A 14508-nucleotide genomic window follows, 5' to 3' on the forward strand; every position below is an offset into this window, starting at 1 on the left:
GGGACGGCGCAGCCGCCGGCTTGCCGGGCGCAAAAGTTTTCCGTGCGCAACACCCGACACATGCGCGCCCTCACGCACGGGACCGCTCCGCGCCACGGGCGCCGCCCTCGCCGAAAAGTTTTGCGATCCTTGACGCGGGCTGATTTGGGGGCCATCCGGAGGATATGCTTCCGCACTCATGTGTGTGTGTTTTGACGGTAGGTTTGCCCGACCCGAGCAGGCAAACGGCCCGACGGGACGCGGAAGACGGATGGAGCGGCGGGATCGTTTTGGCCTCGGGCCAAAACAGACCAGAGCGCAATCCGGCGGAGCGGCCGGGGAGGGACGTGCTCGCGAGGCGGGCAAACCGGGATGCCAGGCGCGACGCCGCGGTGAGGCCGCATGGCCGAATGCGCGACGGACCGAAGGGCCGTTCTCCCCTGCGACACGCGAAGCCGAGCAGGGGGGCAGAAGCCAGTAAACTACCGACGCGCAAGATACCATCACTGAGGAGGAATAGGTTTGCCTCGATAAGCCTTTGTGTTTCATTGATTTACGGCTACTCTCGCAAAAGGTGTGCACCGGTATTTAAGCAGAAGAATGACTTCACAATCGCAACACGACGCAACAGCTTCGGCACTAGGGTTCCGCTACCAGGAACGCTTTGCCCTTCTCCAGCTACTCGAGACAAACGATGATGAAGCCGCAGTAGCAGTTGAGGCTCTTGATGACGTTCAGCTTAAGGCCAACGGCGTAGATATTCTTGAGCAACTAAAGCATTCGCTTGTTCCAAACCCCAAGCCACTGACAATTAAATCGGTGAACCTTTGGACAACCTTCAGAATCTGGTGTGAGCTACTTCCAAACCTAGATCTAGAATGTACGAAGTTTGCGTTGATTGCAGTTGCTCCGATTGCCTCTAATTCCACTCTTCGTTGCTTAGAAACGGAAGGCTCAGACCGCGCTTCTTTGTCGTCTGAGTTACAAGCAGAGGCGAAGCGCGTCATTGAAGACGTAGAAACAGCAGAACCTGAAGGCAGAACAAAGCCTCATAAGAAGAAGGCTTCTGGGGCTGCGGCATTTCTTGCATTGTCTGAAAGTCAGAGGGCAAGCTTGCTTCAAAGGGTTTCGATACAGTCAGAAGTAGGGACGATCAGTAGCTTGGAAGGCAAACTTGCTCAGCGTCTTGACACCTACCCGAAAACTCAACGGGCGACGCTCGCGGCGAAACTCGGTGAGTGGTGGGATCGGCAGATGTTGTTGTCTTTTGACGGTAAGCGAGATCGCTTCATTAAAAGGTATGAACTGCTCGAGCAACTCTCCGAGATTAGCGCAATGCTTACATCAGAAGCTCTATTGGATAGCTTTAGCAGCAAACAACCGCCTCCTGTTTTTGATACTCATGAGATGTTGGCGAAACAATGTGAGCTAGTGGAAGCCAAGCCAGCAATGGTGAAGCTGGCTCGTATTTCAGAATGGCAAGCTAGAAATCAAAGAGCGGCTTGGTCAATTGAAGCCCCATCCAAAAATAGCAAAATCGTGGAATACGACGAAAGACTTGTCTCCGAGTGGACCTACAGGCACGAAAGTGCATGCGAAAACACCGAGGCCGGAAATGAAACTGAATTGGTCACTAACGGGCAATCAGTACTGCGATGGGTCTTGGAAGAAGCTGCTCAAGAGGTAGGAACTATTGAAAGCACAGTGACATCGCCCTTCTACGTGCGAGGAAGTTATCAGGTTTTGTCAATTGAGGGTCGGGTCGGATGGCACCCTGACTATCGCAAACGTCTAGGGTTTTCAGAATGAGAACGACTTATGACCTTTTTGCTGAAACAAACCCGGCCTTCGTGTCATTTCTCCTCTATCGATTTGTAAAAAGCTATTCAGGCGATAGTGATGAGGCCCCACACATAAGTCTAGCGTATCTTGTTGTGCCCTTGGCCGTGTCACAACGCTTAGAAGCTAGTTTTTCTTCAACAAATTCTGCAACAGGCTTTCTTTCTTGGCTCAACCGTTTTCCCGAAGTCCGTATCGGACTTCAACAAGACATTGAGGTAGCAAGAAATACTACTGATCAGGGAATTCGTGCCGCCCTCTTCAGCCAATTGTTAGAGTTAGGGAACAATGGAACCATGCAGTTGGGCGGCGCGAAGAAGCCCCCAGAAAACACCAAAAGCAAGCTGTCTGATATGCCAAAGCAGGCTGTCTCGAGGGCTGAGCGACTTGGGACATGGATGTCTGGTATCGGCGGCCCGGCTACTATCTTTTCCGCCTTAGAGGTGCGACCATGACACGTTGGAATATCTCTGAGATCGCGTTCTTTGGTCTGGAAGGCCGGAGAAGAACAATCCAGTTGCGCCCAAATGAAGTAGCAATACTTACTGGCCGCTCCGGAACAGGCAAATCGGCCATCATCTCAGGAATTGATTATTGCCTTGGCTCCAGAAGCTGTGAGCTCCCTGATTATGTGCGGCGACGTACTATCGGTGTCGCAGTTCACTGGAAAAACGATCAAACCGACTTGATAGTTGGACGCGTCGTTCCCGACAGTGGCGTGGGAACAGAAAAAATGTTCGTTAAGACGGGGCGCAATTTAAGGTTGCCTACTTCGTTCGAACAAATTGAAGGGCCCGCCCCTCGCGCGACTGCCAGAAAACTAATCGAACGAGCATTCCGAATCTCCGACATAGACGATGCGGACGCAGACGAGAAGTCGACGGTTGGAAAGGCCACAATCAGGCACACCACACCCTATCTGTTTCTCACCGCAGACGTGATTATCAGCAACAAGACTGTTCTTCATGACCTGAATGATCCCGACAAGGCAAAGGACATCAGGGCAACATTGCCTTACTTCCTTCAAGCGGTTGATCAGGAAACTGTCTTGGCACAAAGACGATTGCGCCAATTAGAGGCGGCGTTGGCGCGGCTTGAACGTCAGGACAAGGCAAGAAAGAAAAGCCGATCTCTGCTTACCGAGCGAGCGATAGCATTGCTTACCCAATCCGCTGGCCTAGGAATGTCTGACGCACCAGACCCCACGCTCCCAGAACATGAACTTCTTGATCTTCTGAGAGAGGTAACATCTTTCGAGATCACTCGGACCGATACGGAGACTGGCGATCAGCTTGGCGCCTTAGAACAGGATCGGCGGGAAACAGTTCGATTGGCTTCAGAAAATCGCCAAAAGCGAGATGCCTTGAAAGCGCTAGTCAAAGACGCTTCTGGTTTTGAAACGACAACCTCTGGGCAGTTTCAGAAGTTGAACCTAGTAAATCACCTGCACCTCGACAACGAAACTTGCCCAGTGTGCCAGGAAAAGAGTCAGATAGGTGCAAAAATTGCTAAGGACATTGCTGCCTCTCTTTCGCTCATTGAGAAGGAAGTTGCCTCAGTTCAGCAAGTGACCCCAGAGTTGCTTGATCAATTAGAGCAGGCAGAAGAAAATTTGCAGTCCACTAATAATCGGATCAGGGAAATTGAGCGCCAGATTCGAAGTGCCATTCAGCAAAGCGATGCCCTTAGACGAGCTGATGATCTGGCTCAGGCGCGCGCAATCACTCTTGGCCGCGTAGAGCAGTTTTTAGAAACGACCGTTGAGGATTTCGAGCAGGCTCCGGTTGATTTTGGCAGTCTTCGAAGTGAAATCGAAGGATTAAGAGAATTTGTCGATCCGCAAGCTCTTCGCGACAAGATCGCACATGCCGAAAACATGGTGTCTAACTACGCATCTGAGATGCTTCCTTCCCTTCCCTCAACCGCTCCACTCACAGATGCCCGCCTACAATTCTTTGCCGATGGCAGAATTCGCATTATTGAAGCAGAGCGTCAACGCCAGCTCAACCTCGTCGATGTTGGTTCAGATCAGAACTATCTCGCAATTCATTTGGCACTACTATTTGGCTTGCACAAGCACTTTGAGCAGGTTGCATCGCCGGTGCCCGGCCTGCTCGTTATCGATCAGATTAGCCGTCCGTATTATCCCAAGGATGAAAAGGCTCGCGACGAACGCAGCTTGGAAGAAATGGCGCAGGATGATGATCGTCGTTCCATGGCAAGAATAATGGACTTCATCTTCAAAGAGACAGCCAAAGCTAATGGCCTCCAAGTTCTACTAATCGAACATGCATATATGGAGAATGATGATCGCTATGTTGACGCCACAGTTGAACGTTGGACTAAAGCCAACGGTATCAAGCTGATCCCAGACGATTGGCCTGTACGTGAGGCCTAGGTATTGCGGGTTGATCTTTGAGCTGAAACAACACGACCAAAAGGGGAACCGTGGTCCCACGGCTCCCCTTTCGGTTCAGATCGTCTCCTCTCGCGCGCTAATCACGCGACCAGCGAGAGCCCCGCGCCTGCGTCCTGCGGCTGCTCACCGCTGTCGATGAACGGGATGATCGAGAAGGTCTGCCCGCCGCGCTGTTCTTCGTTCTGCACGGCGTTCACGCGCAGGTCGCCATCGGGCGTGTTGATCAGCAGCGACAGGTAGTCATTGCCCGTGCGGCTGCTTTTGGCCATCCAGGCCGAGCCGACGCGGATCGGTGTGCCCCGGGGCGAGCTGACCTCGATCCGGTAATCGGGGTGGGTCTCCTCGGATTTGTAGCTGTTCTCGATCAGCATGAACTCCAGATCGAACATCATGTTGGCGATGTAGCCGGTGAAGGCGTTGTCAGCGTCCATGGCGGTGAGCTCGCCCGAGATCGAGCCGGATTTCATCAGGCCGTTCGAGACCAGCGGGATGATCTCGAACGCGCCGCTTTGGGCCGCGCGCGCCTCATTCGTCTGCACCGCGTTGACCCGGAACGGGCCGAGGCCGACATCGATCTGCATCGAGATGTAGGGGTTGCCGCTGGTATTGCCGGTCTCGTTCCAGGCCGTGCCGATACGCACCTTGCGGCCTGATTTGTTGACTGCCGTCACGTCAAAATCCGGGCTGCGTTCGGACATCTTGGCCCGCGCCTCCAACTGGATGGCGATGTCAAAGCGCGTCGAGTGGATCATGCCGGTGTACTGAGCGGCTGCGGTCTCGACATTGCGGGTGAGGGTTCCTGCGAACATGGGATGGTTCCTTTTGGATTGGCCGGTGTCTGACGTCCTTGCCAGCGCATCCGGGATTGCTTTCTCGACCCCTTGAGGGATCACAAATCAGAAAGCTTGCTTTCCTTTCAGCCCCGCCCTCGGGTCAGAGCTGCCGTACGAGTGGGAAGGCCCCCGCGCCTCCTAGTGCTACGCCCCTCCCCTGCCCGTTTGGTCTTGATTGGCTGCCCGGATTTTCCGCGCCGTCCTCCGATCGCGCGATGAAGAACTCCGCCTCTTTTCCGTTCAACCCGTGCCCGCCCCGGTCGGTCAGACCGATGCAGCTGCTGTTCGGCTGATAGGTGATCAGGTACTGACCGAGCCGGTCCTTCTGGACAACGTAGCCGGTATTGGCCCAGTGCACGATCTGGCCGGCATCAACGGCGGCCTTAATTTCATCGAGTGTCATGATCTTCTCCCCCCTTGCCTATTCTGCTGCCACTGAAGCGGCATCTGGTGCCTGCCCCACGATCCGGGCCAAAATGTTGCCCGTGTCGATCCCGTCCCCATGCGGCAGGAACACCCGCAACTGGAAGGCGATGATCTCGGTGAAGCAGCCGAGGGCCTTGAGGCCGTCGATCATGCCCTTGTCCGCGCCGCCAAGCTCGAGGCGCATCTCGCCTGCGACACGGCGACGGGTCAGAGTCAGACCCCGGCCCAGATCGACAGGCGCGGTGGTGCCGAGGGCGGCGGTCAACATCTCCTGCGGTGTTTGCGGGTTGGACACGAGGAAGCTGGCGCGCAGCGCGGCCGCCCCTTCCTCGCTCAGCGTGCGCCCGATCATGGCGGTCGCCCCATCGGGCGTGACCCGGTAGATGCGCTCATTGGTGGTCGGAATGTCCTTCCAGATCGGCAACAAGAGCCCGGTCAGCAGGTAAAGCTTGGTCGTGGTGGTTTTCGGCAGGGACGCAGCCTCTTCATCCCAAAGCCGTACGAACTCAGGCTTGCCGATCTCTTCCCAGGCCGAGGACTCGAACCGTGCCTCTTCGAGATAGCTCGACCCGTTTGGCCGCACCGCCTTGCGCATCAGCGTGACAATGTCCTCGTCATACATCTGCATCGGGCGTGCCGAGATGAGCGCCGCGCGACCGGAGGCGCGATTGACCATCGGCAGCTTGTCCGGATTGCGCGATATGGCCTCTTCAGCGCCCAGGACATGGACCGGGTCCGTCACCTCGAGCCCGATGATCCGCGTCACGGCGCCGGATTTCGGGCAGGTCCAGAGATCCTCTGTGGAGACCTGCTCGATCTTTTCGCCACGCAGGGTTTCCACGCCGAGATCGAGCGTGCCCGCCGCGCGCGCCCGTTCCGTCTGATCGGCAATCCGCCTCATGAACTCGGCAAAGAGCGCGTTCTGCATGTGGATGGGAAGGGCCAGAACTCGGTTGAGAAACCGCTGGATCGGCGGCAGCTCCTCAAGGAGCACCCCGTCCTTGTCGATCAGCCGCAGGGCTGTCCAGTCGGTGAAGCTCTCGTAGCTCAGGTCGCGAAACGCCATGCGGCGCTGTGCCATCCAGTCGGTGTCCCGAAACGGGTTCATGCCGTCGGCGAAGGCGAAAGAGGGATCGGCCTGTTCGGTGGTGACGATACGGGTGGTCGTGCCATCGATGCCGTTTGAGCGCAGATGCACACCATTGCCGACGATGAGGATCAGGGCGGGCTTGTCCACGGGCCCGTTCCAGTTGGGCAGGAAGGTTGTGCAGGCGCGCGCATGTGCGATTTGCGCCGCAACAGCGGACGCAGAGAACTTGAGAATAGCCATGGGGATGTCTTTCGGTTGAGTGTGGGAGGGTCGACCCGCGCGGGCGGCATGGTCCACGCGCGGGTCGCGTGATGGCTCAGGCCGCTTGCGCGACCTCGCCGTCAGGCTCCGGGGTTTCCGCGATGGGCTCCGCCTCATCAAAGGCGATACCGGCGGTCTGCATCATCGGCGGGCACCAAGCGGCCACGGCAGTGCGCTGCGCGTCCGTGAGCGTGGCGAAGGGCTCGGCGAAGAGCTTGTCACAAAAGGCGACGATCTCCTTCTTGCTCGACGAGGCGAGCGTCACCGCCTCCTGGGTCAGACCCAGATCTTCACCGAGGATCTTGAGGAGCCAGGCCTTCTTGAAGCGGTTGAAGAGCGCCGCATTCGGCGTCCAGTGGGCGCGAATGTCGGGCATGATCTCGATCTCGAACGCATGCATCAGGCTGTCGCGCCGAGGATCCCGTGCGAAGCAGGACTGCGTGGTGCTGGCCGTGGCATAGGCCACGAGCTTGGCCTTCTCCCCTGCATCGAGCGCGCGAAACGCCGCGAACTGATCGGCGGGCGCGCGGGTGTCATCGAGCCAGGAGAGGTCAAGCACATCATGCGCCGCCGCCACCTGCTCGAGCGAGGTCTCGTCGATCTCGTCCATCTTGGCATGGCTGCGGTACTCCTTGCGGGCATCGATCTTGATCGCCGGCGTGACACTCATGCCGCTGGCCAGAACGTCACTGACCAGCTTGAAGAGCGTCAGATCGAGAGTGGCCTCCGGATGCAGCGCCATCGCGGCGCCAAGGGCCATGGCCCGCTCGGTCTTGAGGTCCTCAGCCAGCGAGGCTGGATAGGTGATTTCGCCGGCGTCCGGGGCCTCCTCCCCTGTCGGATTACTCGCGGAGCCGCGCGCGCCCTCCTCTTTCACGGTGTCCTCCGGGCGCACGAGGCCCATATGGAGCGTCACCTTCCCGTTCGACCAGGACGCGATCACGCCTGCACGGGCCAGGTCCTCGGCGCTGTAGGCCTCCTGCAGATCGCGGGCTTCCTCTTCCAAGGCGTCCACGCGCTCGTAAAGGGCGTTGTAGGCATCGTCTTCGAGCCCCTCATCCTCCATCTCGAGTTGCAGTTTCTCAAGTTCGGCAGTGATTTCATCCACGCGCGTCTGGGCGGTCTCATCCGGCTCGACGGGTCCTGGGTAGACGCGGCCATAGTTGGCCATGGTCGCGTAATCATAGCGCACCATTGCATCGGCCCAGGCAAAGCCCAGCTTTATGCGAGCCTCTTCGGCGGCACCCCCAAGCTTCTCGAGCAGGATGGTCTCGACCAGTGCCGCATCTTCCAGCACGGAATGCTCATCCAGCAGATCGGCTGCGACGGCACCACCGCGTGCCTCGTAGTCTTCACGCACGAAAGCCCCGATATCGTCGCTGACCTGCACGCCGCGGGATTTGAGCGCCTGTCGAACGGTATAGGCCTGAAGATAGCCGCCGTCTTTCGTGAGCGCCTCGAAGACCTCGCGCTGCACCTCCTGGCTCGGGTGCTCGGCGAAGGCCTTCATTGTGTCGAGCGTGATCACCTTGCCCCGAGCCGCGGCGCGGATGTCCGGGTGGATCAGGCCATAGCGCAACCGGCCTTTCACGGCCGCCACCGTGGTGCCGAAGGTCTTTGCGATCGTCTCAGGCGTCTGCCCGTCGACTTCCATCATCCGGGCGAAGGCCTCGAACTCGTCAATCGCGTTCATCGGCGCCTGGGTGACGTTCTCGGCGAGCGACAGGGCCGTGGTGACATCGCAATCCTCGGGCACGAGGCGGCAATCGATCTTCGTCTTCGCGGTGAACCCCTTTGCGGCCTTGTCCGCGACCAGCTCCTTCAGGGCTGCATGGCGCCGGCCACCGGCGAGGACAGCATATTTGCCGTCAAGCTTCTGAACCAGAAGCGGCTGGAGCAGGCCCAGCACAGCGATACTGGCCTTCAGATGGGCGATGTTCTCGGGATCATAGGTTTCCGGCGCGTTGCTGCGCACATTGGCGGGGTGTGCTGTCAGATCGCCAATCGCGACGGTGAGCGGGGTAAAGCTTGTGGTCATGGGATATCCTTCCAGGTGGGTGAGGTGTGGCCCGCGCGCGCGCGCGTGACCAATCCCCGGCTTCAGGGATCACCACAACAAAAGGCCCACTCTCCCTTTGAGGGGGAGTGGGCCTTCATCGCCTGGAGTATCAGGAGGGGGTGTCCCCTGCCCTACCAGTCGCGCGCCAGCATGATGGTCAGCACGCGGACGGTGGTGGCGGGATTGTCCGGGGCCTCAGCCCCGTAGCGAAAATCCGAATCTGCCTCATAGAGATCGATTTTCCAGAACACGGTCTCGCCCCGAATCTCGACCGCGCCAAAATCGTGCCAGCCTTCCGGGTCATTCTCAGGCTCGAACGTAGCAAACTCACCGGTTGCCTTCACCGCCTCGGCCGTGAAGCCGTCACCGGCCTCCATAAGCGCGCGGGTGACATGCATCCGGCCCTGGATGGGCCGCGCGGGCGGCACTCCAAGGCACGCGAGCTTGCGAAACGCGTCGTTCTGCGCCGCGATCACGGTCGGATCTGCACGGTCTGGCTGGGGTTGAACGGTCATGGACATGGGTATCTCCTTTGAGAAGTTAAAACACCCTTCCCAAAGCCCGCTTTCACTTTTCCGCCTGGCGGAACAGCCAGACATAACCTGCCTGACCCGAGCAGTTTCAAAAGTCGGCTCAGCGGACGGAAGCTGCCGTCACGGAATATTTCACTTGGCCATTTGATGACCAATCTACTAACGCTGATTCCATGAACTATGATTATAACAAACTGTATGGCGAGACCCGCGACGCATTGGGGGAACCGACCACAATTTTCGTCAATTTCTTTGATCACCTTGAGCAGCAAGACGTTCGAGTTTTGGATGTCGGATGTGGGCAAGGTCGCGACGCAATTTTCATCGCTAGAAAGGGTCATCGCGTGGTCGGAGTGGACATCTCAGAAAATGGTATCCGTGACCTCAAAGAAGTGGCGGCACGGGAAAATCTGTCTATTGAAGGCGTTGTGGCTGACATCGCCTCATACGAGCCAGATGGATCATTCGATATCATTTTGATTGACCGGACATTGCACATGCTCGCTCGGCAAACACGTCTCACGGCGCTAAAGAAAATGCTTAACCATGTAGGCAAACAAGGATGGATATTGATCGCTGACGAAGTCTCCAACATCGAAGACTTCAAGGGAGTTGTATCCGAACATCCAGCCGACTGGAAAACGGAACTGTCTCAGCGCGGCAACCTTTTCTTGCGCCATGTCTGACAGGTAGGTTTGGGCCCCAGTGCTGCCGTTTTGCCGCTTCGCGGCAATGGGATGGTCAGGCAGCCTCGGCGCTGCCCTCTGCCCTTCCCACCTCGGATCGGGCGATCAGATAGTCACAGGCGCGCTGCGCATCCGCGGCGTGCTTGAAGATCGCACCCTTGTCCGACCGAAGAACGCGCAACCAGTTGTGGAGATAGGCGGCATTCATCTCGAGCGTATGCGCCGTGAAGCCGAGCGTCTGACCCAGGAACACCGAGGTCAATTCCGCGACGATCTCCTCGCGCGCATAGGACGTGTTGCCAAACTTCGAGAACCCGAAATCACGGTTCAGTCGATGCGGGGCTTTCGTGGCATGGGCCAGCTCATGCGCCCAGACCCCGTAGAAATTGCGCGGGTCCTGGAACCGCGTGATGGACGGCATGTAGACCTTGTCCACGGGCGGCAAATAGTACGCTTCCGTTCCTGTGAAGACGGTCGTGATGTCGATGGCGTCAAAAAACGCCTGCATGTGCGGGATGGGCTCGGACGGCGGATGCTCGGGCACGGGCTCCGGGCCGGGGAAGAAACTGTCGGGCAAGCCCTCGATCTGGCAGGCATTGAACACACGGTAGGATTTCTGGAAGCGGAAGATGCGGGCTTCCTCGGAGCGATCATCGCCATCGCTGCGGTCGTCCTCGCCGCCCGCGTCTTTCCGGCTTTGGCCGTAATAGACGACGACAGAGGATTTCTCGCCCTTGCGGACCTTTGCGTCCAATGCATTGGCCTGCGGCAACGTCATCCAGAAAGGAGAGCTGTGGCCCGCCATCACGGTCCGCATCGTCAGCAGAAAGTTGTTGACCCCCTGGTAGGGTTCACCGCCCACGCGTAGGGGACGAAAGCTGCTACCTGCGGTCCAGGGCTTGCGCCACGGCAGGACGCCGCGCTCGATGATGCGGATGATTTCGTTTGTGATGACCTCGGAGGCATCGAATTTGGGCGTGCGGGATCGGGCCATGGCTGGCCTCCTTTCGAGTTTTGGTGAGAGGAAATGGTGATCAGGCTGACTGATGGGACCGCGGATCGTTGAGGATCCTCGCGCCGAGCCCTTCGACCATGTCGATGTAGGTGGTCAGCGAGACGGACTTGCCGGAACCCGAAGGTTCAGGGTCGCCCGATCCGTCCCGCGCCACCCGCGGCAAGTTAGCGAAGGCGATGACATCGGTGACAGGTCGGATATCGATGAACGGGGTCCCTCGTGCGACTGCAAGAGTGGCCAAGGGAAAGCGCTCGATCGGCGCGAAGGTCGAAACGGTGGTCCAGCCGAGATGGATGAATGTCCCGCCCTCTCCGCAGATCACATGCGCGTTTGGCAATGACGCCGCCTGCTTCAGATAGCCGAGATCACCCAGGACAGTCTCCCGCTCGCGCCGCTGTGCCTGCCTCGTCTGGCCGGTTCGGCGTGGTTTCTTGTGTCGCCACCACGAGGCAGCGGTCGCGCGCAACACGCGCAAGACACCTGTTTGCATGGGAATGTCCTTCATCAGGAACGGCAGACCGGAACCCGGCCCGGACCCATCTGAGGGACCCCAAAGGCCCTCATCCGTCAGTCACAAAACCCGAAGGACACTTTCTCTTTTTCCGGCCCCTTTGGGCACACAACAAAACCGAAAAGCCCGGCCCTTCTGCCGAAGCCATTGATTTCATGCAGCAATTCCAGATCGGCAGGCAAGATCGGCAACGCATATCGGCAAAACCTTGCTTGAAAGTACGAAATGTGTTTATTTTTCAATTACTTTGCAAACATGGAAGATCGGCAAAAATGCTGGAAACACCCGCCAGGATCGAACCCTGCTTCTTCGAGGAGCATATTCCCACAGAACTGGCAGACCTTTCGGTCGACATCCAGAGGGAAGCCACCGGGCTGGGACAAGGGTTGCATCCTGACAGCGCAGCCGAACTTGCCGATCTCGTCCGTGTGATGAACTGCTACTACTCCAACCTGATCGAAGGACACAACACGCGCCCCCGCGACATCGAAAGGGCGCTGGCTGGTGCCGAGCTTGAGGAAGAAACCCGTCCCCTCGCCCTTGAGGCCCGAGCGCACGTCATCGTTCAACGGGCCATCGACGAGATGCATCGCAAGGGCACCCTGCCCCGCCCCACATCCGTCGAATTCCTGACTTGGGTCCATAAGAGCTTCTACGACGAGATGCCGGATGAGTTTCGGGTCATCGAACATCCCGACGGCACACAAGAGCCCATCGTTCCGGGACGCATGCGCCAGGATGATGATCGGGAAGTTGCGGTCGGGCGCCACCTACCTCCTTCATCGTCGCGCGTCGCGGCATTCATGGACCATTTCGACAAACGATTTCAGATTGCGGCGCGGTCTTCGAGCGGAAGGATCATCGCGATCGCCTCTGCACATCACCGGCTCAACTACATCCACCCTTTCCCGGATGGTAACGGTCGTGTCAGCAGACTGATGTCTCATGCCATGGCCCTCACAGCGGGGATTGGTGGCCAAGGGCTCTGGTCCGTATCACGTGGGCTGGCCCGCGGGCTAACCGATCGGGGCGAGTACAAACGGATGATGGATCTGGCCGACAGTCCACGCCGCGGAGACCGCGACGGACGGGGGAACCTGTCAGAAGCGGCACTGAAGACGTTTAGTGAATGGTTCCTAAAGGTGACGCTCGACCAGATCACCTTCTCAGCAAGATTGTTCGATCTCGGCGGACTAGACCAACGGTATCGTCGTCTTGTTGCAGATACCATCGATGACAAGCGAGCGCCGGAACTAATCTCGGCGGTTCTTCGGCATGGGGCACTGGAACGAGGCGATGCGCAGATTGTGCTCAAGACGTCCGAGCGTACTGCTCGCAACACGCTGAGTAAACTGACCGCCGCCGGATACATGACGTCCGCCTCGCCGAAGACGCCAGTTCGGTTGGCGTTTCCGTTGGATTATCGAGAGCGGCTCTTTCCAAACCTCTTTGGAGATGGTGACCTCCCACAATAACTTTAGGCATTTAGGGTGTAATGCCTGGCCGCCGATTTCTTCCATGGGCGGCCAGATTTTCATCAAGGCTTGCTCGTGTGTCACTTGTCCACCGCGGTGGACATCTGCTGGTCTGAGATAAACCGAAGAACCACCACGCGCCGCTAGGTGCGTTTGGACAGTTTTGGTTGCCACAAGCGCCGCTTCTCGTTCGAAGTCCACCGCGGTGGACATTAGACAGTTCGCTCATTGTTTTCGGACAGTCGCTTGATCAAAGCTAATGGATCAAATTGGTTTTGCCTTTGACCCAGGGTGATACTGTGAAAATACGCTCCAAAATCCCTGATGCGTTTTCCAAGCTGTAGCATGATGAAGATCGCGCATGACGCTTTCTGAGCTCCTACAGCATTCTTGGCTTTCTCGAAAGTCTCTGGGTGAATGCCCATCATGGGTGCAAGTGTTCGAGCATGGTTTTCAATGTCCAACCAGTTTCTAAGTCTCTCTGTGGAGAACGATGTCGCCTGATCGCAGACTGAGGTCAGCAAGTCTGGTTTCAGGGCCTCAAGGCCTAGGTTGCTATCTAAATCTTTTTTTTCTTCTTCAGACTTAGATTGATGCCGGACAGTTTGTCCGTCATTGGCGGGCAATTCCATAGTTTCAGGCGGATCATCCGGGGTAGACAAACTCTGGCATTCTGCATCTGTATTGGCGAGCAGAGCGTGGTATTCGGGGAGGCTCAGCTTCCTGCGTAGAGCTTTCCGTGCGTGGTTGATGAATGCGTTGCTAGGATCGTGCTCTTCCAAATGGGCGAGCTTTGTAAGGATCTGTTTGCGGACAAATATCCGATCTCGCCGGTTATTCTCCATCTCTTGCGCGATGGCTATAAGCTCGCTCGCACGTTGGAGCAGGGGGGTGAGAGACAATCCATAACTGATGCACTCCCCGCCGGATGAGCGAACGCGGTAGCGCTTTCGGTTCGAGCTGTCATTGCGCTTGATGAATCCGAGTTCAACGAAGCGGTTGATGTGCCTCCGGAGTGTCCGTTCGTCGATTCCGCCAACGCGCTGGCAAAGTGAATTGTTAGACGCAAAAACCGTTTCGCCATGGCCAGGTTTCAGAAAACTGAGCATTGCTTGAAGTGTCTGTATGTGGCCAGGACGTAGACCAAACACGCTGCGTGCATCTCTCAGGGCTCTGAAGATGGTCCAGACGTCGGTTTCAGATGGGGGAAATGAGCCGCGGGTTGCATCAGCACCTGCGGCTTCGATCGAGAGTTTTGTAAATGCCATGGCTTGTTCACGACGACCGTTCGGCCCACAACTTCCCCGTCTCTTTCCTCGAATTTTCGCGGAAAAAGGCAAAAAATATCAGTCCACCGAATCGGTGACTCTTGACCGGTATGC

Annotated in this window: 12 protein-coding genes and 2 pseudogenes; 5 read left to right on the top strand and 9 right to left on the bottom strand. The window is 57.5% G+C overall.

The window, feature by feature from the left end:
• Window positions 1–579 precede the first annotated feature (579 nt).
• The 3 genes from ATO3_RS28605 to ATO3_RS22720 are packed head-to-tail and all read left to right on the top strand — an operon-like array spanning window position 580 to window position 4216.
• A complete protein-coding gene (locus ATO3_RS28605; protein ID WP_143747335.1) occupies window positions 580–1788 on the top strand; it encodes an ABC-three component system protein in 1209 nt (402 codons plus the stop codon).
• On the top strand, window positions 1785–2273 hold the full coding sequence (locus ATO3_RS28610; protein WP_143747337.1) for a three component ABC system middle component: 489 nt from the start codon (window positions 1785–1787) through the stop codon (window positions 2271–2273). The genes ATO3_RS28605 and ATO3_RS28610 overlap by 4 nt, the downstream gene beginning before the upstream one ends.
• Entirely contained in the window at window positions 2270–4216 is a 1947-nt protein-coding gene (locus ATO3_RS22720; RefSeq protein WP_158218044.1) for a DUF3732 domain-containing protein, read from the top strand. The genes ATO3_RS28610 and ATO3_RS22720 overlap by 4 nt, the downstream gene beginning before the upstream one ends.
• 101 nt (window positions 4217–4317) lie before the next feature.
• Here ATO3_RS22720 and ATO3_RS22725 read toward each other — a convergent pair whose 3' ends face one another.
• From ATO3_RS22725 to ATO3_RS22745, 6 genes and pseudogenes are all read right to left on the bottom strand, one after another.
• Window positions 4318–5046, bottom strand: coding sequence for a DUF736 family protein (locus tag ATO3_RS22725; RefSeq protein ID WP_088652196.1), 729 nt, complete (start codon window positions 5044–5046; stop codon window positions 4318–4320).
• Window positions 5047–5170: 124 nt separating this feature from the next.
• The gene (locus tag ATO3_RS22730; protein ID WP_088652197.1) at window positions 5171–5473 is read right to left on the bottom strand and encodes a hypothetical protein; all 303 of its coding nucleotides are present in this window, start codon (window positions 5471–5473) and stop codon (window positions 5171–5173) included.
• Between the two features lie 18 nt (window positions 5474–5491).
• Window positions 5492–6547 (bottom strand): annotated as a pseudogene (locus ATO3_RS22735) (strawberry notch C-terminal domain-containing protein); the annotation flags it as partial.
• Window positions 6524–6826: pseudogene (locus ATO3_RS29055) on the bottom strand (regulator); the annotation flags it as partial. The pseudogenes ATO3_RS29055 and ATO3_RS22735, both read right to left, overlap by 24 nt.
• 76 nt (window positions 6827–6902) lie before the next feature.
• Window positions 6903–8885: a ParB/RepB/Spo0J family partition protein gene (locus ATO3_RS22740; RefSeq protein ID WP_088652198.1), complete on the bottom strand. Its 1983-nt coding sequence runs from the start codon at window positions 8883–8885 to the stop codon at window positions 6903–6905.
• 152 nt (window positions 8886–9037) lie between these two features.
• A complete protein-coding gene (locus tag ATO3_RS22745) occupies window positions 9038–9427 on the bottom strand; it encodes a DUF3768 domain-containing protein (protein ID WP_088652199.1) in 390 nt (129 codons plus the stop codon).
• A gap of 185 nt (window positions 9428–9612) precedes the next feature.
• Between ATO3_RS22745 and ATO3_RS22750 the strand changes: the two genes are divergently transcribed.
• Window positions 9613–10125 (top strand): class I SAM-dependent methyltransferase, encoded by a 513-nt coding sequence (locus ATO3_RS22750; RefSeq protein ID WP_088652200.1) that lies wholly within the window; start codon window positions 9613–9615, stop codon window positions 10123–10125.
• A 55-nt stretch (window positions 10126–10180) separates the two neighbouring features.
• Here ATO3_RS22750 and ATO3_RS22755 read toward each other — a convergent pair whose 3' ends face one another.
• Window positions 10181–11119: an ArdC family protein gene (locus ATO3_RS22755; protein WP_088652201.1), complete on the bottom strand. Its 939-nt coding sequence runs from the start codon at window positions 11117–11119 to the stop codon at window positions 10181–10183.
• Between the two features lie 40 nt (window positions 11120–11159).
• Window positions 11160–11630, bottom strand: a complete 471-nt coding sequence (locus ATO3_RS22760) for a hypothetical protein (protein WP_233152281.1) — start codon at window positions 11628–11630, stop codon at window positions 11160–11162.
• A gap of 293 nt (window positions 11631–11923) precedes the next feature.
• Between ATO3_RS22760 and ATO3_RS22765 the strand changes: the two genes are divergently transcribed.
• The gene (locus tag ATO3_RS22765) at window positions 11924–13126 is read left to right on the top strand and encodes a Fic family protein (protein ID WP_045685466.1); all 1203 of its coding nucleotides are present in this window, start codon (window positions 11924–11926) and stop codon (window positions 13124–13126) included.
• A 212-nt stretch (window positions 13127–13338) separates the two neighbouring features.
• Here the strand turns inward: ATO3_RS22765 and repC are convergent, their stop codons facing one another.
• Window positions 13339–14394: a plasmid replication protein RepC gene (repC, locus tag ATO3_RS22770; protein WP_088652203.1), complete on the bottom strand. Its 1056-nt coding sequence runs from the start codon at window positions 14392–14394 to the stop codon at window positions 13339–13341.
• Between the last annotated feature and the right edge of the window lie 114 nt (window positions 14395–14508).

Origin of the sequence: Marinibacterium profundimaris (assembly GCF_002210095.1) — a bacterium.
Classification (GTDB): domain Bacteria; phylum Pseudomonadota; class Alphaproteobacteria; order Rhodobacterales; family Rhodobacteraceae; genus Marinibacterium; species Marinibacterium profundimaris.

Coding starts and splice junctions, on each gene's coding strand:
- repC (WP_088652203.1), bottom strand. CDS start 14,394: ATGGCATTTACAAAACTCTCGATCGAAGCCGCAGGTGCTGATGCAACC.
- ATO3_RS28610 (WP_143747337.1), top strand. CDS start 1,785: ATGAGAACGACTTATGACCTTTTTGCTGAAACAAACCCGGCCTTCGTG.
- ATO3_RS22730 (WP_088652197.1), bottom strand. CDS start 5,473: ATGACACTCGATGAAATTAAGGCCGCCGTTGATGCCGGCCAGATCGTG.
- ATO3_RS22750 (WP_088652200.1), top strand. CDS start 9,613: ATGAACTATGATTATAACAAACTGTATGGCGAGACCCGCGACGCATTG.
- ATO3_RS22765 (WP_045685466.1), top strand. CDS start 11,924: ATGCTGGAAACACCCGCCAGGATCGAACCCTGCTTCTTCGAGGAGCAT.
- ATO3_RS22745 (WP_088652199.1), bottom strand. CDS start 9,427: ATGTCCATGACCGTTCAACCCCAGCCAGACCGTGCAGATCCGACCGTG.
- ATO3_RS22760 (WP_233152281.1), bottom strand. CDS start 11,630: ATGCAAACAGGTGTCTTGCGCGTGTTGCGCGCGACCGCTGCCTCGTGG.
- ATO3_RS22720 (WP_158218044.1), top strand. CDS start 2,270: ATGACACGTTGGAATATCTCTGAGATCGCGTTCTTTGGTCTGGAAGGC.
- ATO3_RS22740 (WP_088652198.1), bottom strand. CDS start 8,885: ATGACCACAAGCTTTACCCCGCTCACCGTCGCGATTGGCGATCTGACA.
- ATO3_RS22755 (WP_088652201.1), bottom strand. CDS start 11,119: ATGGCCCGATCCCGCACGCCCAAATTCGATGCCTCCGAGGTCATCACA.
- ATO3_RS22725 (WP_088652196.1), bottom strand. CDS start 5,046: ATGTTCGCAGGAACCCTCACCCGCAATGTCGAGACCGCAGCCGCTCAG.
- ATO3_RS28605 (WP_143747335.1), top strand. CDS start 580: ATGACTTCACAATCGCAACACGACGCAACAGCTTCGGCACTAGGGTTC.